The organism is Stackebrandtia sp. (genome assembly GCF_035643755.1).
Lineage (GTDB): Bacteria > Actinomycetota > Actinomycetes > Mycobacteriales > Micromonosporaceae > Stackebrandtia.
On the sequence record NZ_DASQPW010000143.1, the window covers coordinates 1 to 20159 of the forward strand.

Sequence of the window (20159 nt, forward strand, 5' to 3'; positions counted from 1 at the left end):
ATGGGCGGCCAGTCGGCGTCGGCGGCGGTGTCGTGCAGCCCCTCCCAGGGCGCCGCTCCCCCGGCCGCCTCCAGGTAGTACCGCAGCAGGCCCGCCGCGGCCAGCGCGTCCGACAGGGCCTCGTGCGGCCGGTCGTTGTCGACGCCGGCCGCCGCGCAGCAGTCGGCCAGCCCGCCTCCGCCGGACAGGAACTCCGCGGCCCACGACATCGTGCACACGCCGTACTCGGCGAGATTCGGGATGTCGACCCCGAGCCGGAGGAACTCGGCGCTGAGCAGGCGGCAGTCGAAGCCGATGTTATGCGCCACCGGGACCCGCCCCGCCAGGAGGCGCGCCACGTCGCCGGCGATCTGCGCGAAGTCCGGGGCCCGGCGGGCGTCGGCGGCCCGAACCCCGTGGCACGACTGGGGGCCGAGGTCCCGGTGCGGGTTGACCAGGGTGTGCCAGCTCCCGGTCACCTCACCGTGGGAGTCGGCGTGAACGATCGCGATCTCGACCACGCGGTCGCGATTGAACAGGCCGGTCGTTTCCAGGTCTATGACCGCGTACATTTCTCACTCGCACCGCAGACGGTTTGATGATGGTTCCGGATCGTAGCCGAGCCCTACGACAGCCGCGACGCCTGAACCGTCCACGGTCCGTTCCGAGTCATTACGATGTGGCGAGGCAGTTGGGCTGAAAGAGACCGGACAAGTGGCGAAAACGGCTGACAAGAGGACGTGGCGCACCGTCGTGTGGCGCGTCGCCGGGGAGCTGTGCGTCGTGGCGCTCGTTGCCCTGCTGATGTACGAGTTGAAGGACAACCTCAACCCGTCGACCATCTTCGAGCAGCACTTCATCCCGCCGCTGTGGGCCGCCGTGACCGCCGCCGCCGCGCTGATCGTGGCCGCGCGGCGCTACCCGCGCTGGTGCGCGGTGCTGGCGCCGCTGTTGGCGGCGTATCTGCCGATCGCCGCGCCGATGCTGGCGGTCGTGACGTACCGGGTGGCGGCGCGCCGCGTGATGCGCACCTGGCTGCTGCTGGTGCTGGCGGTGGTGGCGCCCGTGGTGTGCGGCGTGGCCGCGTCGATCCCCTGGGGAACGATCTGGGTGTGGGACACCGTCAACGTGTTGGTGACGATCACGGTGACCTGCGCGGTGCTGCCGGTGGTGGCCGCGGGCGTCATCAGCCAGCGCGAGCGGTTCCTGGAGGCGCTGCGGGGCCGCACCGACGCGCTGGAGCGGTCGCGGCGGGTCTCCGACGCCGCCGCCCGGCTCGCCGAGCGCCACCGCATCGCCCGGGAGATGCACGACGCGATCGGACACCGCCTCAGCCTGATCTCGCTGTACTCCGGCAGCCTCCAGCTGAGCACCGAGAGCGACCCGCAGCTGCACGGCCAGGCCGCGCTGGTGCAGGACTCGGCCGCCGCGGCGCTGCGCGAACTGCGCGAGGTGCTGGGCGTGCTCACCACCAGCGACGCGTCCACCGACGGCGACGCCACCGGCGGCAGCGACGGCGTGCGCACCATGGTCGAGCAGTCCCGCGCCGCGGGCGTCAAGGTGGACCTCGCGTGGGAGGGCGACGACCTGGAGCCGGTGCGTCCCGTGGTCCGCCAGGCGGTGCAGCGCGTCGTCCAGGAATGCCTCACCAACGTCCACCGCCACGCCGCCGGTTCCGAGGCGCACGTGACCGTCGCGGTGACCGACGACGACGTGAGCGTCACGGCGCTCAACGGCCCCGACCCGACACGGCACGGCGACACCTCGGGGTCGCGGCGCGGCCTGGTGGGGCTGCGGGAGCGCGTGGAGATCCTCGGCGGGCACTTCGAGGCGGGCCCGGGCGCCGACGGCGGTTTCACCGTCACCGCGCGGCTGCCGCGCACCAGCCGCAAGGTGGAACCGGGCACGATCGACCCCGAGGGCGCGGTCGAGCCGCTCGACGCCGCCTCCCCGCCGCGGCGGTTCGCGGCGCTGCGGCAGCGCGTCGGCATCCCGGCGCTGTTGACGCTGGGCCTGATCGCGGTGTCGGCGCTGTTCGCGTTCACGCTGTTGGTGGTCCCGGCCCCGCAGGTGCCCGACTCGTCCCTGGACGACCTGGTGGCGCCGGGCATGCCGCGCGGCGACGTCGAGGCGATCCTGGGACACTCCGACGAACTGGTGCGCACGCTGGCCCACGGCCACGAACCCAAGCCGCCGTCGGGCGACCGGCAGTGTTGGTATCGGGTGATGGGTGACGACGGCGGCGCCACGATCACGGTGTGGCGGCTGTGTTTCGTCCGCGACCTGCTCAACGACGACATGAAGTTCAAGGTTCGGGTGGGACAGTGAGGCGGGCGTGGAGATGACGAGCGACAAGCCGATCCGGGTGTTGTTGGCCGACGACCAGGAGCTGGTGCGCGAGGGCATCCGGCTCATCCTGCAGCACGCCGACGACATCGAGGTGGTCGCCGAGGCCTCCGACGGCGCCGAGGCGGTGGAGCTGGCGGCCCGGCACCGCGTCGACGTGGCGCTGTTCGACATCCAGATGCCGGGGATGGATGGAATCCGTGCGGCGCAACGGGTCGGCGAGCTCAAGCCCAGCATGCGGGTGATCATCCTGACCACCTTCGGCGACGACCGCAACGTGGCGGCGGCCCTGCGGGCCGGCGCGGCGGGGTTCCTGCTGAAGGACAGCGCCCCGGGCGAGCTGATCCGCGCGGTGCGGGTGGTGCACGACGGCCACGCCATCCTGTCGCCGGAGGTCACCCGCACCCTCATCGAGCACGGCTGGAACTTCGGCGGCGCCAGCGCCGAGCGCGCCAAGGCCCGGGTGGCGGAGTTGTCGGACCGCGAGCACGAGATCCTGGTGCTGCTGGGCTCCGGAATGTCCAATGCGGACATCGCCAAGCGGCTGTTTCTGGGCGAGGGAACGGTGAAGGCGCACGTCAGCCGGATGCTGACGAAGCTGGACTGCGCCAACCGGGTGCAGGCGGCGATCATCGCGCACGACGCGGGCATGCTGCGCGACGAGTGAGGATCCGATGGGCGTGTATCTATCGGCCAAGTCTTCTGGACGTTCGTTACTACCGCTAACCCGGTTCAGCTGCTTGACTTTGCAGCACTTCGCGACAGAAACCCCGGTAACCCCTGATAGAGGAAACCCCCGTGAGGAAGCAGCGGCTTCGGTTGGGCGGGAGGAACGCGATCGGGGTCGTCTTCGATGATGGCCCCGATCGCGAATAAGCCCCGCCCGGTCGACATCCGACTTTCCCCGCACCGCGACTGACCATGACGATCCCGGCTCGCGCGTGGTCATCGCCGTTGGCGGGTGTGCGCTGACTTCCTCACGGGGGATGTCGGGTTCACTGAGACCATGTCGGAAACCAGCAGGATGAATCCGAGCGACGAGCCACCGCCGTCCCTGGCGCGCGAGTCGCTGCTGCGTGAACCCCCGATCACCAGCCGCGGCAAGCGGACGTGGGAGGCGCTGATCGCCGCGGCGCGCAAGGTCTTCGAACGCGACGGCTATCTGGACGCGCGCCTGACCGACATCACCAAGGAGGCGAGCTGTTCGACGGGGACGTTCTACACCTATTTCGCGGGCAAGGAGGAGATCTTCGCCGCGGTGATGGCGCGCGCCCAGGAGGACATGATGCACCCGGGAATGCCGCATGTGGACACACGGGACGATCCGGTGGCGATCGTCGAGGCCAGCAATCGCGCGTACTTCGCGGCGTACCGGCGCAACGCGCGGCTGATGGGCCTGCTGGAGCAGGTGTCCAATGTCGACCCTGAGTTCCGCAGGCTGCGCCACAGCCGCGGCGACGCCTTCATTCGACGCAACGCGCGCAGCATCGCCGGGCTTCAGGAACGGGGCCTGGCCGACGCCACCCTGGATCCCATGCTGGCGTCGCGGGCGCTGTCGAGCATGGTCAGTCGGCTGGGCTTTTGGCATTTCGTGGTGGAGCCGGACGAGGCGGCCGATCCGGCGCGCTTCGAGGAACTCGTCGCCACGGCCACCCGGCTGTGGGTGAACGCGTTGCGGCTGCCGCAGCGGGACTAGCTCAGCCCCGAGACGTCGATGGCGCGTTTGAGCACCTTTCCGCTGGGGCCCTTGGGTAGCGCGTCCACGAACCGGATGATGCGGGGGATCTTGTAGGCCGACAGCTGTTCGCGGGTCCACCGCGAGACCTGGGTTTCGGTCAGCTCACAGCCGGGCCGGGCGACGATGACGGCGGCGACCTCTTGTCCGTAGTGGTCGTCGGGGACGCCTATCACCGCCGCCTCGACGATGTCGGGGTGCGCGTACAGCACCTCCTCGACCTCGCTGGGATACACGTTGTAGCCGCCGCGGATGATGAGTTCCTTGATGCGGTCGACGATGCGCAGGAAACCGTCGCCGTCGAGCTCGCCCAGGTCGCCGGTGCGGAACCAGCCGTCGGCGCCGAGCACCGCGGCCGTCTCCTGTGGCCGGTTCCAGTAGCCCTTCATGACGGTGGGGCCCTTGATGTAGACCTCCCCGATGACGCCCGGGGGGCATGGCCCGCCGTCGCGGTCGCGGATGTCCACCTCGGTGCGCGGCGCGGGGCGCCCGGCGTACCCGATCTTGGCGGCGCGGTCGAGCTGGTTGAAGGTGCCGAAGGCGGCGGTCTCGGTGAGGCCGTAGCCTTCCCGCACCGTGCAGCCGAATCGTTCGTCGAAGGCGCGGGCGATGCGGCCCGGCAGCGTGTCGCCGCCGGACACCGCCACCGTCAGTGCCGCGAAGTCCCGTGGGTCGGTGGCGGAGGTGGCGTGCAGCAACGCGTTCCATATCGTCGGCACGCCGGCGGTGTGGGTGATGCGGTGGTCGCGGATCATGTCGCGCAGGGCGTTCATGTCGAAGCGTCCCAGCAGCGACAGCGATCCGCCCGCGGTCAGGGCGGGCATCATGACCGAGGCCTGCCCGAAGACGTGGAACAGCGGAAGCGCGGTGCCGGACCGGTCGTCGCGCGTCGCCCCGCTGCACTCGGCCCCGATCTCGCCGGCCGCCAGCAGGTTTCCCACCGTCAGCTGCGCGCCCTTGGGCCGCCCGGTGGTGCCGGAGGTGTAGAGAATGGCCGTCGTGTCGTCCGGGCGCCGGTCGGTGACCGTGGCGCTCGGCGTGGCGTCCTTGAACTGTCCATGGTGAAGTGTCCACGAGGGGATGTCGCGGGCCGTGGCCGCGCGGGAGGTCGCGGCTTCGACCTCGTGCCAGGCGATGGCGAGGCGGCAGCCCGCGTCGGTCAGGACGTAGGAGATCTCCGCCTCGGTGGCCATCGTGTTGACCGGCACGACGACGGCGCCGGCGGCCTGGATTCCGAGGTACGCCACCACGAATTCCGGCACCGACGGCGCGGTCAACAGCACCCGGTCGCCGACGGCGATGCCGGTGTCGGCGAGCGCTTGGACGTAGGCGAGGCCGGCGTCGCGCAGCTGCCGGTAGGTCCAGTGGTCGTCGCCGCCGCGCAGCGCGACGGCGTCGGGGTGGGCGGCGGCGTTGCGGCAGACGGGGTCGATCACGTTGGCCATGCGGTCACCTCTCGACCACCCGGGCCACCGAGACGGCCACGACCACGGGTTTGGCCGCCGCGTCGCACTCGAACAGCTGCCGGGAGGTCACCTGGATGCCGCCGGGAACGTGATCGGCGGCGGTCACGGTGGCGCGCATGCGGATCCGGGAGCCCACCGGCACGGGCGCGGGGAAACGGACCTTGTCGTAGCCGTAGTTGAGGCCGTGGGCGAAGCCGTCGAATAGCAGGAGTTCGGCCGACAGCGCCGGGCCGAGTGACAGGCTGTAGAGACCGTGGGCGATGGTGCCGCGCAGCGGCGAGTCGGCGGCGCGTTTCGGGTCGGTGTGGATCCACTGGTGGTCGCCGGTGACCTGGGCGAAGGCGTCGATGGCGTCCTGGGTGACGTGATGCCACGCGGTGGGGCCGAGCTCGACGCCGACCAACGCTGTGAGGTCGTCGAGGTTCTTGGGGCGCACCGGAGGGGAGCTTGTGTCCATCATAGAATGCCGTACGGTATTGAAATTGATGTCAGATTCAACTATACAGTTGTGGGGCCTCGACCGAAGGAGCGCTGATGTCCGAGTTGTTCGCGGTGTCCGACCGCGCCCAGGCGCTTCAGCGGGCGCTGTGGGAGTTCATGACGTCCCGGGTCTACCCCGCGGAGCCGGTCTACGACCAGCAGATGCGCGAATCGGGTGATCCGCATTTCCACCCGCCGGTGCTGGAGGAGTTGAAGGCCGAGGCTCGCCGGCGCGGCCTGTGGAACCTGTTCCACCCGCACCCCGAGTGGGGTGCCGGACTGACCAATCTGGAGTACGCGCCGCTGGCGGAGATCATGGGCCGCAGCTTCATCGCCCCCGAGGCGTGCAACTGCAACGCCCCGGACACCGGCAACATCGAGGTGCTCACGCTCTTTGGCACGCCGGAGCACCATCGTCGGTACCTGAAGCCGCTGCTGGACGGCACCATGGCCTCGGCGTTCGCCATGACCGAACCCGCGGTCGCCAGTTCCGACGCCACGAACATCGAGCTGCGGATGGAACGCGACGGCGACTCCTACGTCCTCAACGGCCGCAAATGGTTCGCCTCCAACGCCTTTCACAAGAACTGCCGGGTGCTGATCGTGATGGGCAAGACCGATCCCGACGCCGCGCCGCACCGGCAGCAGTCCATGATGGTGGTGCCGATCGACGCGCCCGGAATCACCCTGGTCCGCAACCTGCCCGTCTTCGGTTATCAGGACCGGGAGGGACACGCCGAGATCACCTTCACCGACGTGCGGGTGCCCGCCGCCGACCTGCTCAAGGGCGAGGGCGAGGGCTTCGCGATCAGCCAGGCGAGGCTCGGCCCCGGACGGATCCACCACTGCATGCGCACCATCGGCATGGCCGAGCGGGCCCTGGAGCTGCTGTGCACGCGGGCCCGCTCGCGCACGGCCTTCGGCCAGACGCTGAGCAGCCGCTCCAACGTCCAGGACTGGATCGCCGAGGCGCGCATCGACATCGAGATGGCGCGGCTGCTGACGCTCAAGGCCGCATACGTCATGGACACCGACGGCAATCGGGCCGCCGCCACCGAGATCGCCGCGATCAAGGTCGCCGTGCCGCGCGTGGCCCTCACGGTCATCGACCGCGCGATACAGGTGCACGGTGGAGGCGGAGTCACCGACGACTTTCCCCTGGCGATGGCCTGGACGCACGTGCGCGCCCTGCGCCTGGCCGACGGGCCCGACGAGGTGCACAAGCGGACCATCGCCCGGCGGGAACTGCGCAAATACGACGTGGAGGACTGAGGCATGGCGGCAACGCGTCAAGACACCGAGCGGGACCTGACCGACCGGGTGCGGGACCTGCTGCGGCGCCACGACCCCGGCACCACCGAGCCGCGGGACTTCCGCGGCGCGCTCTTCGACTCCGGACTGGCACGGGTGAACTATCCGCCGGGTCTGGGCGGTCTCGGTCTGCCGCAAGGCTTCCAGGAACTCGTCGACACCCTGCTGGGGGCCGCGGGCGCGCCCGCCCTCCTGAAGCAGCACAACGGCATCGGCCTGGGGATGGCGGCGCCCACCATCCTGGCCTTCGGCACCGAGGACCAGAAGCGGGAACTCCTGCGGCCGATCTTCACCAACGACCACGTGTACTGCCAGCTGTTCAGCGAACCCGAGGCCGGCTCCGACCTGGCGTCCGTGGCCACCCGCGCCCAACGCGACGGGAACGACTGGTCGATCACCGGGCAGAAGGTGTGGACGTCGGGGGCGCACCACGCCGACATGGCGATCCTGCTGGCCCGCAGCGATCCCGGTCTCCCCAAACACGCCGGGCTCACCTATTTCCTGGTCGACATGAGGTCGGCCGGCGTGGAGGTCCGTCCGCTGCGGCAGCTCACCGGCGAAGCGGAATTCAACGAGGTGTTCCTCACCGACGTCCGCGTCCCCGACTCCCACCGGCTGGGCGAGATCGGCCAGGGCTGGAAGGTCGCCACCACGACCCTCAACAACGAGCGGGTCGCGATCGGCTCCGGCGCTCCCCGCGAGGGCGGCATGATCGGCAAGGTCGCGGCCACCTGGCGCGAGAATCCACAGTGGCGACATCCCGCGATGCACGACCGGCTGATGCGATTGTGGGTGGACGCCGAGGCCATCAGGATCACCGGCGAACGCCTCCGCCAGCAGCTGGAGGTCGGGCAGCCGGGACCGGAGGGCTCCGGCATGAAGGTGCTGTTCGCGCGCGCGGCGCAGGCCATCAGCGGATTCGACCTCGAGCTTCGCGGCGCCGACGGCCTGCGATACGACGACTGGACGATGCGACGTCCCGACAAAGTGGACTACACCGGGCGGGGGCCCGGCTACCGCTACCTGCGCGCCAAGGGCAACTCCATCGAGGGCGGCACCTCCGAGATCCTGCGCAATGTCATCGCCGAGCGGGTGCTGGGCCTGGAGGCCGAGCGGCGCGTCGACAAGGACACCGCCTGGAAGGACCTGCCGCGATGAACCTCGCCCCGGCCGCCGATCTGTTGTACGACGAGACGGAGGAGGAGCTGCGCCACAGCCTGCGGCGGCTGCTGGCCGACAGGTGCCCGCCGGACCGGGTGCTGTCGGTCTACGACTCCTCCCCGACCGTGTCCGCGCTGTGGAAGGCGGTGGCGGCGGACCTGGGCCTGGCCGGGATCCTGGTGCCCGAGTCCCTCGGCGGCGCCGGACTGGGGGCCAGGGAGGCGGCCGTCGTCATGGAGGAGCTCGGGCGAGCGGCGGCGCCGGTGCCGTACCTGAGCAGCGCCGTGCTGGCCACGGTGGCGCTGCTGACCGCCGGCGAGCGGGACACCGTGCGGCGGTTGGCGCTGGGCGACGTCACCGCCGCCCTCGCCGTTCCACTGTCGACGCCGCCGGGCGAGTGGCCGTCGACCGTCACCGCCGACGACTCCGGCCTGACCGGACGCGTCACCACCGTGGCCGGGACCGAACTGGCGAGCGTGCTCGTCGTCGCCGCGTCGGGCCCCGACGGCCAGCAGCTGCACACCGTGAACCTTCCCGCGGACGGGGTGACCATCACCCCGACGCCGGCGCTGGACATGACCCGCCCGCTGGCCGACATCACGCTGTCCGGAGCGTCCTCCACAAGGGTCGATTCGGGCAACGCCGCCGAGGCGGTGCGGCGGGCGCTGTGGTGCGCGGCGGCGCTGCTGCCGTCGGAGCAGTACGGCGTCGCGTCCTGGTGCCTGGAGGCGACTCTGTCCTATGTGAAGGAACGCCGCCAGTTCGGCCGCGCCGTCGGATCGTTCCAGGCGGTCAAGCACCGCATGGCCGATCTATGGCTCGAGGTGGGACAGACCGGGGCCCTGGCCCGCTACGCGGCCGACTGCCTCGCGCGCGACGACGCCGACGCCGAGATCGCCGCCTGCGTCGCCCAGTCGTTTTGCGGCGACGCCGCCGTCCACGCCGCCGAGGAATGCGTCCAGCTGCACGGCGGCATCGCCATGACCTGGGAATACCCCGCCCACCTCTACCTGAAGCGGGCCAAGAGCGACCAGCTCGCCCTCGGAGCGGGCCACCAATACCGAAGTCGACTGTCCGAACTGGTCGACCTGCCATCCTGCTGACGGGAGTCAACTGTGAAAGCGTTGCGATTCCACGAGACCGGGGAGCCCGGCGACGTGCTGACGGTGGAGGAGGTGCCGGAGCCCACGGCGGGGCCCGGCCAGCTCCTGGTCTCGGTGAGGGCGGCACCTGCCAGCTTCCCCGATGTGCTGCTGTGCCGGGGCCAATATCAGGTGTCGCCGCCCCTGCCGATGACCCCCGGACTCGAGCTGTGCGGCACGGTGACGGCGGTCGGCGACGGCGTCACCCGCTTCGCCCCCGGCGACCGCGTCATCGGCAATCCGACGCCGCTGGGCGGCGCGTTCGCCGAGCGGGCGATCCTGGAGGAGGCCAACGCGTTCGCGGCGCCGGAGTCGCTGGGCGACGCCGAGGCCTCGGCGCTGGGCATCGGTTACCAGACCGGGTGGTTCGCGCTGCACCGGCGCGCCCGACTGCGCGAGGGCGAGACCCTGCTGGTGCACGCCGCGGCCGGAGGGGTCGGCAGCGCCGCGGTGCAACTGGGCAAGGCCGCCGGTGCCACCGTCATCGGGGTCGTCGGCGGGGCGAGCAAGGCCCGCCACTGCCGGGACCTCGGGGCCGACCTGGTGATCGACCGGCAGCGGGAGGACTTCATCCCGGCGGTCAAGGAGTTCACCGGGGGTCGCGGCGCCGACGTCGTCTTCGATCCCGTGGGCGGCGACGCCTACGCGGGCTCCACCAAGTGCGTCGCCTTCGAGGGCCGGATACTCGTGATCGGTTTCGCGGGCGGAACCATACCCACCCCCGGGCTCAACCACGTGCTCATCAAGAACTACTCGATCATCGGCCTCCACTGGGGACTGTATCTGCGTCACGACCCCGACGCCATAGTGGAATGCCACCGGCGGCTGACCGCCCTGGCCGACGCGGGCGCGATCACGCCGCTGGTCACGGAGCGGCTGAGCCTCGCCGACACCGCCGACGGCGTACAACGGCTCGCCGTCGGCGGCACCAGCGGGCGCATCGTCTGCGAACCCCCGGCAACGACAAGGAGCACGCCATGACCCGGACGGCGATCGTCACCGGAGCCGCACGAGGCATCGGCGCGGCCGTCGCCGCCCGGCTGGCCGACGACGGGCTCGACGTCGCCCTGATCGACCTGGACTCCGACGGCTGCGCCGCCGGGGTCCGGCGGATCAACGACGCGGGCGGCCGCGCCCTGGCCATCGGGGCCGACGTCTCCCGCGCCGACGACGTCGCGGGCGCGGTGACGCGGGTGGCCGAGGAGCTCGGCCCGCCAACGGTTCTGGTCAACAACGCCGGGATCATCAGGGACAACCTGCTGTTCAAGATGAGCGAGGACGACTGGGACTCGGTGCTCGGTGTCCACCTGCGGGGCGCATTCCTGATGAGCCGCGCCGTCCAGGAGCACATGACGCGGCTGCGAAGCGGCCGGATCATCAACCTGTCGAGCACGTCGGCGCTGGGAAACCGGGGCCAGGCCAACTACTCCGCCGCGAAGGCCGGGATGCAGGGCTTCACGAAGACGCTCGCGATCGAGCTGGGCAAGTTCGGCGTCACCGTCAACGCGATCGCCCCGGGGCTGATCGCCACCGACATGACCGCGGGCACCGCGCGTCGCCTCGGAATGTCCGTTGAGGACTTTTATGCGGCCGCCGCCGAGCAGACGGCGGTGGGGCGGGTGGGGCGGCCCGAGGACATCGCGCACGTGGCGTCGTTCCTCGCGAGCGAGGGCGCGTCGTTCGTGTCCGGGCAGGTGATCTACGTGTCCGGCGGCCCCGCCGACTGAGCGCCGCGCAGCTCGGCCAGCAGCGCGTGCACGCGGTCCAGGGACGGGTACAGCTCGCGATAGACGCGGTATAGGCGGGCGTAGTCGCGGTGGCGGGACGGATCGGACGGGATGCGCCGGGCGACGGTGAAGCGGGCCCGGGCGGCGGCCGTCAGGTCGTCGATGAGCCCGACACCGGCGGCGGCAACCAGGGCGGCGCCGACGGGCGCGCCCATGGACCCGCCCGGGAGCTCCACCGCGAGGCCGGTGACGTCGGCCTTGATCTGGTTCCAGGTGCGACCGCGCGCGCCGCCGCCGACGACGCGCAGTGCCGCGGGCCGGATTCCGGTGTCCGCCAGGTGTTCCAGGTTGTGGTTCAGGCCGTAGGCCGCGCCCTCCAGTATCGCGCGGACCAGGTCGGCGCGGGTGCTGGCCATGGACAGCCCCACCACGGCGCCGCGCGCGTCGGCGTCCCAGATCGGGGATCGCTCGCCGAGGAAGTACGGCAGCATGACCAGTCCGCCGCTGCCGACCGGGGCGGACGCGGCGAGCCGGTCCAGGCGCTCGAACGCGTCATCGTCCGCGTTCGAGTGTCCGAACTGGTCGCGGAACCAGCGCAGGATGCCTCCGGTGGCGACCATCGAGCCGAAGACCAGGTGGTGCCCGGGCACGACGTACGGCATCACGGTCAGCGCACCGGCGTGGGCCCTCGCCTTGTCGGCCGCGACGGCGGCGTTGACGACGGTGGACTGCCCGGTCATCTCGCACACGTCGCCGTGCGCCAGCACGCCAGCCTCCAGGCTCGCGGCGGCGCCGTCGACGAGACCGGCGACCACGGGCGTGCCGACCGCCAGGCCCGTGGCGCGCGCGGCGTCGGCGTGCACCCGCCCGACCACCTCGTGGGGCTCCGACAGCGGCGGCAGCCACGACTCGGGGATCCCCCACAGTTCACACAGCTCCGTGGACCATCGGTTCGCCGACAGGTCGTACAGCAGGCTGAGACCGGCGTGGCCGGTGTCGACGGACGACACGCCGGTCAGGCGGCGCACGACGTACCCGTTGGCCATCGCCACCCGCGCGGCGCGCGTCCTCAGGCTCGGATCGCGGCCCAGGGCCCAGGCGAGTTTCGGTGCCGCGTAATAGGAGTCGGGGCGGTTGCCGGTCAAGTCGATCACACGATCGGACTCCGCGGCGCGTCCGTCGCACTCAGCCTGGCCCCGGCGGTCCATCCACAGCAGCGCCGGGCCCAGCGGCTCGCCGGAGTCGTCGAGCAGCACGACGCTCGGCGCCTGGCTGCTCACCCCGACGACCGCCACGGACGCGGCGTCCGCGTCGGAGCGCTCCAGTGCCCCGGCGACGCAGTGCGCCACCGCGCTCCACCAGTGGCGCGGGTCCTGTTGCGCCCCACCCGATCCGACATACTCGGTGGGATACTCCCGGCGGCACTCCCCCAGCACCCTCCCGGTGTCGTCCACGACCACCGCCTTGGCCGAGGTCGTGCCGACATCGACGCCGACGACCAACGGCGAGACCCGATGCGTCGCGGGCTTCACGGTCGTGGTTTCGCCTGGGCGCGTGCGCTTTCCCGTGCGGTCATGGCCTCGGCGTCGGTCGGGGATTGGGCGGCGCGCGCGTCGGCCTCGCGTTCCAGGCGGTAGCGCCGCACCTCCTCGGCCTGGCGGGCCGCGTCCCAGCCGAGCACCTCGGCGACCACGGCGGCGGCGTGCGGGGCGGCGGCGACGCCGTGGTCGGGTGTCTCCATGAAGACGCGGGTGCGGCGCACCAGGACGTCGTCCAGGTGCAGCGCGCCCTCGTGGCTGGCCGCGTAATACAGTTCGGCGGCAAGGTATCCCGGCGCCCCGGGGACCGGGTGCGCCAGCTCCGGGCGGTCGCCCATCAGGTCGAGCAGGTCGGCGGTGAGCGAGCCGTAGCGTCCGAGCAGGTGACCGATCCACGCCTCGTCCAGACCGGACTCCTCGGCCAGCGCGCGGCTTTGGTGGCGCAGCGCCCGAAAGCCATCGGCCCCCAGGATCGGCAGCCGGTCGGTGACCGAGGCGGGCGCCCGCACACCGAGGTACGCCACGGCGGCGTCCACAGTGTCGCGCGCCATGATGCGGTAGGTCGTGTACTTGCCGCCCACCACGGTGAACATGCCCGACGGGCCCGCCATGACCGTGTGGTCGCGCGACAGGGCCGCCGTGGCGCCCTTCCTGCCGCTGACCAGGGGACGCAGTCCGGCGTACACGCCCACGACGTCGTCGCGGGTCAGGGGCCTGGCCAGCCACTTGTTGGCCTGGGACAGAAGGTAGTCGACATCGGCGGCGGTGGCGGCCGGGTCGTCGCGTTCGTGGTCCCAGGCGGTGTCGGTGGTGCCCATCAGCCAGTAGTCGAACCAGCGCCGGATGATGAACACGCTGTCGTCGGTCGGGGCGATCAGTCCACTGTGCGCGTCGATGCGGTCGGCGGGCACGACGAGGTGGATGCCCTTGGCGGCGGTGACCGAGATCGACTCCTCCCCCGCCAGCGCCTGCACGCCCTCGGCCCACACGCCCGTGGCCGAGATGACGGACCTCCCTCGGACCCGAAACTCGGTGTCGTTCATGCGATCGCGCACCCGCACGCCCGAGACCCGGTCGCCGTCGCGCAGGACGCCGGTGACCTCGGCGCGGGTGACGACGCGCGCGCCGAGGCCGGCGGCGGTGCGCGCCACCGTCATGGTGTGGCGGGCGTCGTCGACGCGCACGTCGTAATACTGCACGCCGCCGGTGATGGGCTTCGGGTTCAGGCCCGGCAACCGGCGCAGCACGCCCTTGCGGGACAGGTGCCGGTGCCCGGGGACGCTGCGGGTTCCGGTGAGCCGCAACAGGTCGTACAGCAGCACGCCCGCGCCCACGTAGGGACGCTGCCAGCGGTGGGTGAACGGGAACGTGAACAGCTCCGGCGACACCAGGTGCGGGCACAGGCGATCCACCATGAGATCGCGCTCCTTCAACGCCTCGCGCACCAGCGAGAAGTTGAGCTGCTGGAGGTATCGCAGCCCGCCGTGGAACACCTTGCCCGAGCGCGACGACGTGCCCGAGGCCAGGTCTCCGGCCTCCAGCAGCGCCACGCTCAGGCCGCGGCTGACGGCGTCCAGGGCCGCGCCCGCGCCGGTGATGCCGCCGCCGATGACGATGACGTCGAAGTCCCTCGTACCCAGCTCGGCGATGGCGGCCTCGCGCCGCGACGGGTCGAGGCGGGTGCGCCGTTCGTTCATGACGCGGCCCCCGCCCGGGCGGTCTGGCCGTAGGTGGCGACCTTGCGGCGCACCAGTTCGATCTCCTCGGCCGGAAGGATTCTCGGCCGTCCGGCGGCGTCGGCACGCAGCCACACCTCGCACAGCCACTCCAGGTAGATGTTCAGCGTGTACGCCTTGGGGAGGCCGGGCCCGACGGTGAGGGTGCCGTGGTTGCCGAGGATGCAGCCGGCGCGGTCGGCCAGCGCGGCCAGCGTGTTGTCGGCCAGCCGCTGCGTGCCGAACGTCGCGTACGGGGCGACCCGGATGGGCCCGCCGAACATGGCGACCAGGTAGTGCACCGAGGGCAGTTCGTCCACAAGGGTGGACACGACGGTGGCGGCGGTGGAATGGGTGTGCACCACGGCCCTGTGGTCCGTGGACCGGTAGACGGCCAGGTGCATCGGCATCTCGCTGGTGGGCGCCAGCTCGCCGTCGACGACGTTGCCGTCCATGTCGCACACGCACACCAGGTCGGGTGTCAGGTCGTCGTAGTCGAGTCCGCTGGGGGTGACGGCCACCAGGTCGCCGGCGCGCACGCTCAGGTTCCCGGAGGTGCCGACCACCAGGCCGTCGGGCCGCAGCCTGCGCGAATGCTCCACCAGCGCTTCGCGTTCGTCCTTGAGCAACATCGCCGCGCTCACCGTCCGGTCCCCGCGAGGAGTCGGCGGCGCCGCTGTTCGTCGGGGCGGCTGTCGATCCGGTCGGCGGCGGCCTCGGTGAGGTACCGGGGTTGCCCGACCGACAGCGCGCCCGTCAGCACCCGCGCGGCCTTGACGGCCATCTCGGTGATGTCCAGTGCTTGCGCCGGTGAGTCGGCGAGCACGAAGATGCCGTGATTGGCGAGGTAGACGACCTTCGGCGGGGCGCCGTGGGTCTCGGTGTGCCGCCGCAGTCCCTCCCGGACGGACCGGGCCAGCGCCAGTCCCGGGTCGGCGTAGGGCACCAGCAGGTTGTGCCGTCCCATCACAACGATCTGGTCGGGGAACAGCGCACCGGCCACGAGGGCCTCGGCCCGGTCGGAGCACAGGATCGCGTTGAGCGCCACGGGATGGGTGTGCGCCACGACGGTGGCTCCGGCCTCCTCGAGACACACGGCGTGCAGCAGCGCCTCCATCGACGGCCGCGGTTGGCCGGGATCGACGCGCGCGTCCCGCAGGGTCGCGTCGACCTGGTCGTCCGAGGCCGTCTCGGACGCCACCAGCTCGAGCAGCGGCGCGATCCGCACCTCGACGAAGTCGGTTTCCGACGCCGTGGGCATCCGGGATCCGCTGGCCTTCACCAGCATCCGCCCGCCCGGGCGGCGCACCGAGGTGTTGCCCTCGGCGAGCATCACCAGGTCGCGGCGGGGGTCGCCGAGGGTGCGGGACAGGTCGACCAGTTCGGTCGGCGAGTGGGCGTTCACGCGGTCTCCCTCCAGACGGCGCGGGCGGCGTCGACGCGGACGCGGTACGCGGCGTATCGCTCCTCGTATTCGCGCGCGCGGGCCGGATCGGGCTCGACCACGCCCTCCGGCGCGGTCCAGTCGTCAAGGCCGGCGCCGGGTTCGGCGACACGGCGGGCGGCCAGCGCGGCGCCGCGGGCGCCGGTTTCGGGCTGCGGCGCCAGTTTCAGCGGGCGGTTCAGGACGTCGGCGAAGATGCGCAGCCACGTCGGGCTGGCGGTGCCGCCGCCGCACATGGCCAGCTCGCCGGTGAGCCCGGCGGCCTCGAAGCAGTGCCGCGCGGCATAGGCGACCGCCTCGCAGGTGGCGCGCACCAGATCGGACGGTCTGGTTTGGATGGTGATGCGGTCGAAGTTGGCCCGCGCCGCCGGTTCCAGGAACGGGGCGCGTTCCCCCGCCGGGGAGAAGAACGGCAGGCAGGTCACGCCCCGGGCCCCGGCCGGGCTGTCGGCCAGCAACGCCTCGAGGGACTGGTGGTCGCGGCCGATGAGCCGCAGCACCCAGTCGACGGCGGCGGTGCCGACCATCGCGGGCATGGCGCGCAGCCAGCGGCCCGGCGTGCCGGTGGCCAGGGTGAGCCCGTTCGGCTCGACCTCGGTGTCCACCGTGTCCTTGAGGACCTGGCAGGCCAGGGTGGTGCCGATGATGAGGTGCCCGTCGCCGGGGGCGACGATGCCCGAGCCCAGCGCGCAGGCGGGCAGGTCGAAGGGCCCGGACGTCACGGTGATCCCCGCCCGAAGCCCGAGCCGCCGCGCGGCCGCCGCCGTCAACTCCCCCACCGGCACCGGTTCGGCGACGGGCGCCAGCAGCGACCGCCGGTGTTCCAGCCCGCACCACGCGAGCACCTCGGGGTCGTATTCGCGCCGGTGCGGGTCCAGGAACGGCAGGGAGGCATCGGAGGTGTCGGTGGCGCGCAGCCCGGTGAGGCGCTGCATGACGACGTCCTTGCAGTAGCCCGCGGTCGCCGCCCGGTCGAGGGACCGCGGCTCGTGGCGCTCCAGCCAGGCCAGGATCGGCCCGGCCGAACCGGGGAACATGGTGTTTCCGGTGCGGCGGAACGCCTTGGCGACGGTGCCGTCGGCGAGCCAGTCGCTGAGGATCGGCGCGGCGCGCGAGTCCATCCACGATATCGCCGGGCGCACCGCCGCCCCGTCTTCGTCCACAAGCCACACGCCGTCGCCCTGGCCGGTGAGGCCGATGGCGCGCGGGGTCCCGCCCGCCGCCTCGGCCACCCCGGCGACCACCTCCGCCACGGAGCCGACGACGTCGTCGATGTCCTGTTCGTACCAGCCGTCGGCCGGTGTGGACAGTCGCGTGGGCCTGGTCTGGACGGCCAGCAGCCTGCCGTCGCCGTCGAAGGCCGCCGCCTTGGTCACCGAGGTGCCGATGTCTATGCCTAGGTACATGTCAGATCTCCTTGAGTACCTCGGGGTTCGCGCAGTGGGCCAGGGGTTCGCCGCGCAGCCACCGGCCGGTCTCGCCGGCGCAGATGGTCGCCGCCAGCGTGGCGACGTCGCGGCTGCACCCGGCGATGTGCGGGGTCAACACGACGTTGGGGGTGCGCCGCAGCCGGGAGTCGAGGGGCAGGGGTTCGGTGGGGTGGACGTCGAGCCCGCACGACCCGAGCTGTCCGGAGTCCAGTGCGTCGCACAGGGCGTCGTAGTCCAGGACGCCGCCGCGGGCGGTGTTGATCAGCACCGAGCCGCGCGGCATCGCCGCCAGCTGCGCCGCGCCGATCATTCCCCGCGTCTGCGGGGTGAGCCGCTGGTGCAGGCTGACGATCCGGGATGCGGCCAGCAGCGCCTCGAGGTCGTCGACCTTCACCACGCCGTCGGCGAAGTCCGATCGGTCCACATAGGGGTCGTAGGCGAGGACCGTGGCGCCGAAGGCCGACAGCAGCCGCGCCACCCGGCGGCCCACCGCGCTGTAGCCGATGAGTCCCACGGTGGAGCCGTGAAGCTCGGAACCGGCGGCGCCGTAGGCGAAGTACCGGGCGTGCCAGTCGCCGGCGTTGATCGCGTCGCCCCCGGCGGTGATGTTGCGGCACGTGGCGATGATGAGGCCGATGGTGAACTCGGCGACGGCGTTGGCGTTGCGGCCGGGCGCGTAACTCACCGCCACGCCGTTGCGGGTGGCCGCGTCGAGATTGACGTTCACCGGTCCGCCGCGCGACACCGCGATCATGCGCAGGTCCGGTGCTGCGGCGAGGACCTTCTCGGTGAACGGCGCCAGGTGCGTCACCGCGACGTCCGCACCCGACAGTGCCTCGATCAGCCGGCCCTCGTCGCCGGCGGCCTCGTCCACCTCGGACACCGGTCCGAAGGGGACGCTCGGCCACGGCAGCGCCAGTTCGCGAACGCCGGGGCCGTCGCCGAGTTCGGCGCGCAGGGCCCGGGTGAACAGGCCGGGCAGGACGAACTCGTCGCCGGCGGCCAGGATGGTGGATTCTGTCATCGCCGCCGCTCCCCGGTCTCGACGTCGAACAGGTAGGTGCGGTCGCCGTGGAACGACACCGGCTGCCGGTCCCCGGGGGCCAGGGTCAGGCCCGGGTCGGTCTGCGCCACGACGCGGGTGTCCACTCCGGGCAGTTCGATGGTGGCCAGGCCGTACTCCCGCAGGTCCTCGTACACCACGACGGTTCCGGTGGCGTCGGCGTTGTCGGGCTCGGCGAGCATGACGTCCTCGGGGCGCACCCCGACGGTGACCGGGCCCTCGCCGTGGCCGGACAGCATCGTCACGGGGACCTCCAGGTCGGGCGACAGCCGCACGCGGTCGCCGGCGAGCGTGCCGTCCAACAGGTTCATGGCGGGTTCGCCGACGAAACGCGCCACGAACAGGTTCACCGGGTCGTCGTAGATCACGTCGGGCGTCCCGACCTGCTGCACGACGCCGTCGTTCATCACCACCACGCGGTCGGCCAGGCTCAGCGCCTCCTCCTGGTCGTGGGTGACCAGGATGGTGGTGTAGCCCAGTTCCTGTTGCAGGTGCCGCAGTTCGCGCCGGGTCACGTCGCGCTGCGCGGCGTCCAGATGGGACAGCGGCTCGTCCAGCAGCAGGACCTCCGGTTCGCGGGCCACCGCCCGGGCCAGCGCCACCCGTTGTTTCTGTCCCGACGACAATCCCGACGGGCGGGCGTCCAATATGTCGCTCAGCCCGATGCGCCCGGCCACGTCGGCCACGCGCGCCGCCCGGTCGGCCTTGCGGCGTCCCCGCGCCCGCAGGCCGAAGGCGATGTTCTCGGCCACCGTCAGCGGCGGATACAGCGCGTAGTTCTCGAAGGCCACGCCGATGCTGCGTTTCTGGGGCGGCAGGCCGATCATCGACCGCCCTCCCACCTCGATGTCGCCGCCGGTGACGTCCTCCAGTCCCGCGATCATGCGCAGGGTGGTGGATTTTCCGCAACCGGACGGGCCGAGCAGGCCCACCAGTTCACCACTGTGGACGTCGAGGTCGAAGCCGCGCACGGCCTCGACCTCGGGTCGGCCCTTGGTGCGGTACGTCTTGCGCACGTCCCGCAAAACCAGGTCGCTCATGGGGTCCTCCGTCGGCTCAGGGGGTTAGGAACAGGACAGGGGGTGGTCGCCGTGGTCGCCGCGGCGTTCATAGGCGGAGATCACGCCCACCTTCGAATTGGACGGCGAGGCCGGGTCGAACTCGTAGCCGAGCCACTCGCGCACAAGGCGGCGGGCCAGCTCGAGCCCGACGACGCGCTGCCCGAAGGTGATGATCTGGCAGTCGTTGGACAGGACCGAGCGTTCGCACGAGTAGCTGTCGCTGACGGTGGTGGCGCGCACGCCCGGCACCTTGTTGGCGCTGATGGCCATGCCGATTCCGGTGCCGCAGATGAGGACGGCGCGATCGGCCTCGCCGCGCGCCACCGACTCGGCGACGGCGAGCCCGACGCTGGCGTACGGCGTGGTCTCGCCGCGCTCCACCCCGAAGTCCACAACGGACGATACCCGGGTGTCGTCCGTCAGGTCCGCGGCGATGGCCTCCTTGTACTGGAATCCGGCGTCGTCGGCGCCCACGGCGATGCGCCACAGTCGCTGCGTCATGACCGGTCACCTCCGTGCGCGTCGTCGTTCAGGACCCGGCCGACGGCCTCGGCGCACAGC

The 20159-nt window shown here is 71.7% G+C and carries 19 protein-coding genes; 8 read left to right on the forward strand and 11 right to left on the reverse strand.

Features of this window, described 5'->3' with window-relative positions; all coding sequences use genetic code 11:
• The coding region (locus tag VE172_RS10990) for a 3'-5' exonuclease (RefSeq protein ID WP_324801172.1) at positions 1–551 on the reverse strand (551 nt) is incomplete at its 3' end.
• 142 nt (positions 552–693) lie between these two features.
• Here VE172_RS10990 and VE172_RS10995 point away from each other — a divergent pair.
• The 3 genes from VE172_RS10995 (at position 694) to VE172_RS11005 (ending at position 4021) form a co-directional block, all read left to right on the forward strand.
• Positions 694–2307 carry a sensor histidine kinase gene (locus VE172_RS10995; RefSeq protein WP_324801175.1) on the forward strand — a complete coding sequence of 538 codons (1614 nt, stop codon included), beginning with the start codon at positions 694–696 and terminating at the stop codon, positions 2305–2307.
• A 13-nt stretch (positions 2308–2320) separates the two neighbouring features.
• Positions 2321–2992 carry a response regulator transcription factor gene (locus VE172_RS11000; protein WP_324801221.1) on the forward strand — a complete coding sequence of 224 codons (672 nt, stop codon included), beginning with the start codon at positions 2321–2323 and terminating at the stop codon, positions 2990–2992.
• Between the two features lie 357 nt (positions 2993–3349).
• Positions 3350–4021: a TetR/AcrR family transcriptional regulator gene (locus tag VE172_RS11005; protein WP_324801177.1), complete on the forward strand. Its 672-nt coding sequence runs from the start codon at positions 3350–3352 to the stop codon at positions 4019–4021.
• Here VE172_RS11005 and VE172_RS11010 read toward each other — a convergent pair.
• Positions 4018–5505 carry a class I adenylate-forming enzyme family protein gene (locus VE172_RS11010; protein WP_324801181.1) on the reverse strand — a complete coding sequence of 496 codons (1488 nt, stop codon included), beginning with the start codon at positions 5503–5505 and terminating at the stop codon, positions 4018–4020. The two genes, VE172_RS11005 and VE172_RS11010, sit on opposite strands and share 4 nt — an antisense overlap.
• Positions 5506–5509: 4 nt before the next feature.
• Positions 5510–5986: a MaoC family dehydratase gene (locus tag VE172_RS11015; protein WP_324801183.1), complete on the reverse strand. Its 477-nt coding sequence runs from the start codon at positions 5984–5986 to the stop codon at positions 5510–5512.
• Positions 5987–6060: 74 nt separating this feature from the next.
• On the opposite strand from VE172_RS11015, the gene VE172_RS11020 reads away from it, so the two are divergent.
• From VE172_RS11020 to VE172_RS11040, 5 genes are read left to right on the forward strand one after another with little or no spacing between them, the layout of a single operon-like run.
• Positions 6061–7278: an acyl-CoA dehydrogenase family protein gene (locus tag VE172_RS11020; RefSeq protein WP_324801185.1), complete on the forward strand. Its 1218-nt coding sequence runs from the start codon at positions 6061–6063 to the stop codon at positions 7276–7278.
• 3 nt (positions 7279–7281) lie between these two features.
• Positions 7282–8475, forward strand: coding sequence for an acyl-CoA dehydrogenase family protein (locus tag VE172_RS11025; RefSeq protein WP_324801188.1), 1194 nt, complete (start codon positions 7282–7284; stop codon positions 8473–8475).
• Entirely contained in the window at positions 8472–9581 is a 1110-nt protein-coding gene (locus VE172_RS11030; RefSeq protein WP_324801191.1) for an acyl-CoA dehydrogenase family protein, read from the forward strand. Before VE172_RS11025 ends, VE172_RS11030 begins: the two co-directional genes overlap by 4 nt.
• A gap of 12 nt (positions 9582–9593) precedes the next feature.
• The gene (locus tag VE172_RS11035; RefSeq protein WP_324801194.1) at positions 9594–10601 is read left to right on the forward strand and encodes an NADPH:quinone oxidoreductase family protein; all 1008 of its coding nucleotides are present in this window, start codon (positions 9594–9596) and stop codon (positions 10599–10601) included.
• A complete protein-coding gene (locus VE172_RS11040; RefSeq protein WP_324801197.1) occupies positions 10598–11347 on the forward strand; it encodes an SDR family oxidoreductase in 750 nt (249 codons plus the stop codon). The genes VE172_RS11035 and VE172_RS11040 overlap by 4 nt, the downstream gene beginning before the upstream one ends.
• Here VE172_RS11040 and VE172_RS11045 read toward each other — a convergent pair.
• Genes VE172_RS11045 through VE172_RS11080 form a run of 8 tightly spaced genes read right to left on the reverse strand, consistent with a single transcriptional unit; the run spans position 11320 to position 20099 of the window.
• Positions 11320–12879, reverse strand: coding sequence for a xylulokinase (locus tag VE172_RS11045; RefSeq protein WP_324801199.1), 1560 nt, complete (start codon positions 12877–12879; stop codon positions 11320–11322). The two genes, VE172_RS11040 and VE172_RS11045, sit on opposite strands and share 28 nt — an antisense overlap.
• Complete coding sequence (locus VE172_RS11050) at positions 12876–14582, reverse strand: glycerol-3-phosphate dehydrogenase/oxidase (RefSeq protein ID WP_324801202.1); 1707 nt, start codon at positions 14580–14582, stop codon at positions 12876–12878. Before VE172_RS11050 ends, VE172_RS11045 begins: the two co-directional genes overlap by 4 nt.
• The gene (locus VE172_RS11055; protein WP_349258338.1) at positions 14579–15232 is read right to left on the reverse strand and encodes a class II aldolase/adducin family protein; all 654 of its coding nucleotides are present in this window, start codon (positions 15230–15232) and stop codon (positions 14579–14581) included. The genes VE172_RS11050 and VE172_RS11055 overlap by 4 nt, the downstream gene beginning before the upstream one ends.
• A gap of 8 nt (positions 15233–15240) precedes the next feature.
• A complete protein-coding gene (locus VE172_RS11060) occupies positions 15241–16005 on the reverse strand; it encodes a class II aldolase/adducin family protein (RefSeq protein ID WP_324801207.1) in 765 nt (254 codons plus the stop codon).
• Positions 16002–17450, reverse strand: coding sequence for an FGGY-family carbohydrate kinase (locus tag VE172_RS11065; RefSeq protein WP_324801210.1), 1449 nt, complete (start codon positions 17448–17450; stop codon positions 16002–16004). Before VE172_RS11065 ends, VE172_RS11060 begins: the two co-directional genes overlap by 4 nt.
• A gap of 1 nt (position 17451) precedes the next feature.
• On the reverse strand, positions 17452–18498 hold the full coding sequence (locus VE172_RS11070) for a 2-hydroxyacid dehydrogenase (RefSeq protein WP_324801213.1): 1047 nt from the start codon (positions 18496–18498) through the stop codon (positions 17452–17454).
• Complete coding sequence (locus tag VE172_RS11075) at positions 18495–19577, reverse strand: ABC transporter ATP-binding protein (RefSeq protein ID WP_324801216.1); 1083 nt, start codon at positions 19575–19577, stop codon at positions 18495–18497. The genes VE172_RS11070 and VE172_RS11075 overlap by 4 nt, the downstream gene beginning before the upstream one ends.
• A 24-nt stretch (positions 19578–19601) precedes the next feature.
• Entirely contained in the window at positions 19602–20099 is a 498-nt protein-coding gene (locus tag VE172_RS11080) for a ribose-5-phosphate isomerase (protein ID WP_324801219.1), read from the reverse strand.
• Positions 20100–20159 lie beyond the last annotated feature (60 nt).

What these genes read in the sequence shown, in the direction of transcription:
- VE172_RS11000 (WP_324801221.1), top strand. Translation starts at nt 2,321, where the DNA reads ATGACGAGCGACAAGCCGATCCGGGTGTTGTTGGCCGACGACCAGGAG.
- VE172_RS11005 (WP_324801177.1), top strand. Translation starts at nt 3,350, where the DNA reads ATGAATCCGAGCGACGAGCCACCGCCGTCCCTGGCGCGCGAGTCGCTG.
- VE172_RS11010 (WP_324801181.1), bottom strand. Translation starts at nt 5,505, where the DNA reads ATGGCCAACGTGATCGACCCCGTCTGCCGCAACGCCGCCGCCCACCCC.
- VE172_RS11015 (WP_324801183.1), bottom strand. Translation starts at nt 5,986, where the DNA reads ATGATGGACACAAGCTCCCCTCCGGTGCGCCCCAAGAACCTCGACGAC.
- VE172_RS11020 (WP_324801185.1), top strand. Translation starts at nt 6,061, where the DNA reads ATGTCCGAGTTGTTCGCGGTGTCCGACCGCGCCCAGGCGCTTCAGCGG.
- VE172_RS11025 (WP_324801188.1), top strand. Translation starts at nt 7,282, where the DNA reads ATGGCGGCAACGCGTCAAGACACCGAGCGGGACCTGACCGACCGGGTG.
- VE172_RS11030 (WP_324801191.1), top strand. Translation starts at nt 8,472, where the DNA reads ATGAACCTCGCCCCGGCCGCCGATCTGTTGTACGACGAGACGGAGGAG.
- VE172_RS11040 (WP_324801197.1), top strand. Translation starts at nt 10,598, where the DNA reads ATGACCCGGACGGCGATCGTCACCGGAGCCGCACGAGGCATCGGCGCG.
- VE172_RS11050 (WP_324801202.1), bottom strand. Translation starts at nt 14,582, where the DNA reads ATGAACGAACGGCGCACCCGCCTCGACCCGTCGCGGCGCGAGGCCGCC.
- VE172_RS11055 (WP_349258338.1), bottom strand. Translation starts at nt 15,232, where the DNA reads ATGTTGCTCAAGGACGAACGCGAAGCGCTGGTGGAGCATTCGCGCAGG.
- VE172_RS11065 (WP_324801210.1), bottom strand. Translation starts at nt 17,450, where the DNA reads ATGTACCTAGGCATAGACATCGGCACCTCGGTGACCAAGGCGGCGGCC.
- VE172_RS11070 (WP_324801213.1), bottom strand. Translation starts at nt 18,498, where the DNA reads ATGACAGAATCCACCATCCTGGCCGCCGGCGACGAGTTCGTCCTGCCC.
- VE172_RS11075 (WP_324801216.1), bottom strand. Translation starts at nt 19,577, where the DNA reads ATGAGCGACCTGGTTTTGCGGGACGTGCGCAAGACGTACCGCACCAAG.
- VE172_RS11080 (WP_324801219.1), bottom strand. Translation starts at nt 20,099, where the DNA reads ATGACGCAGCGACTGTGGCGCATCGCCGTGGGCGCCGACGACGCCGGA.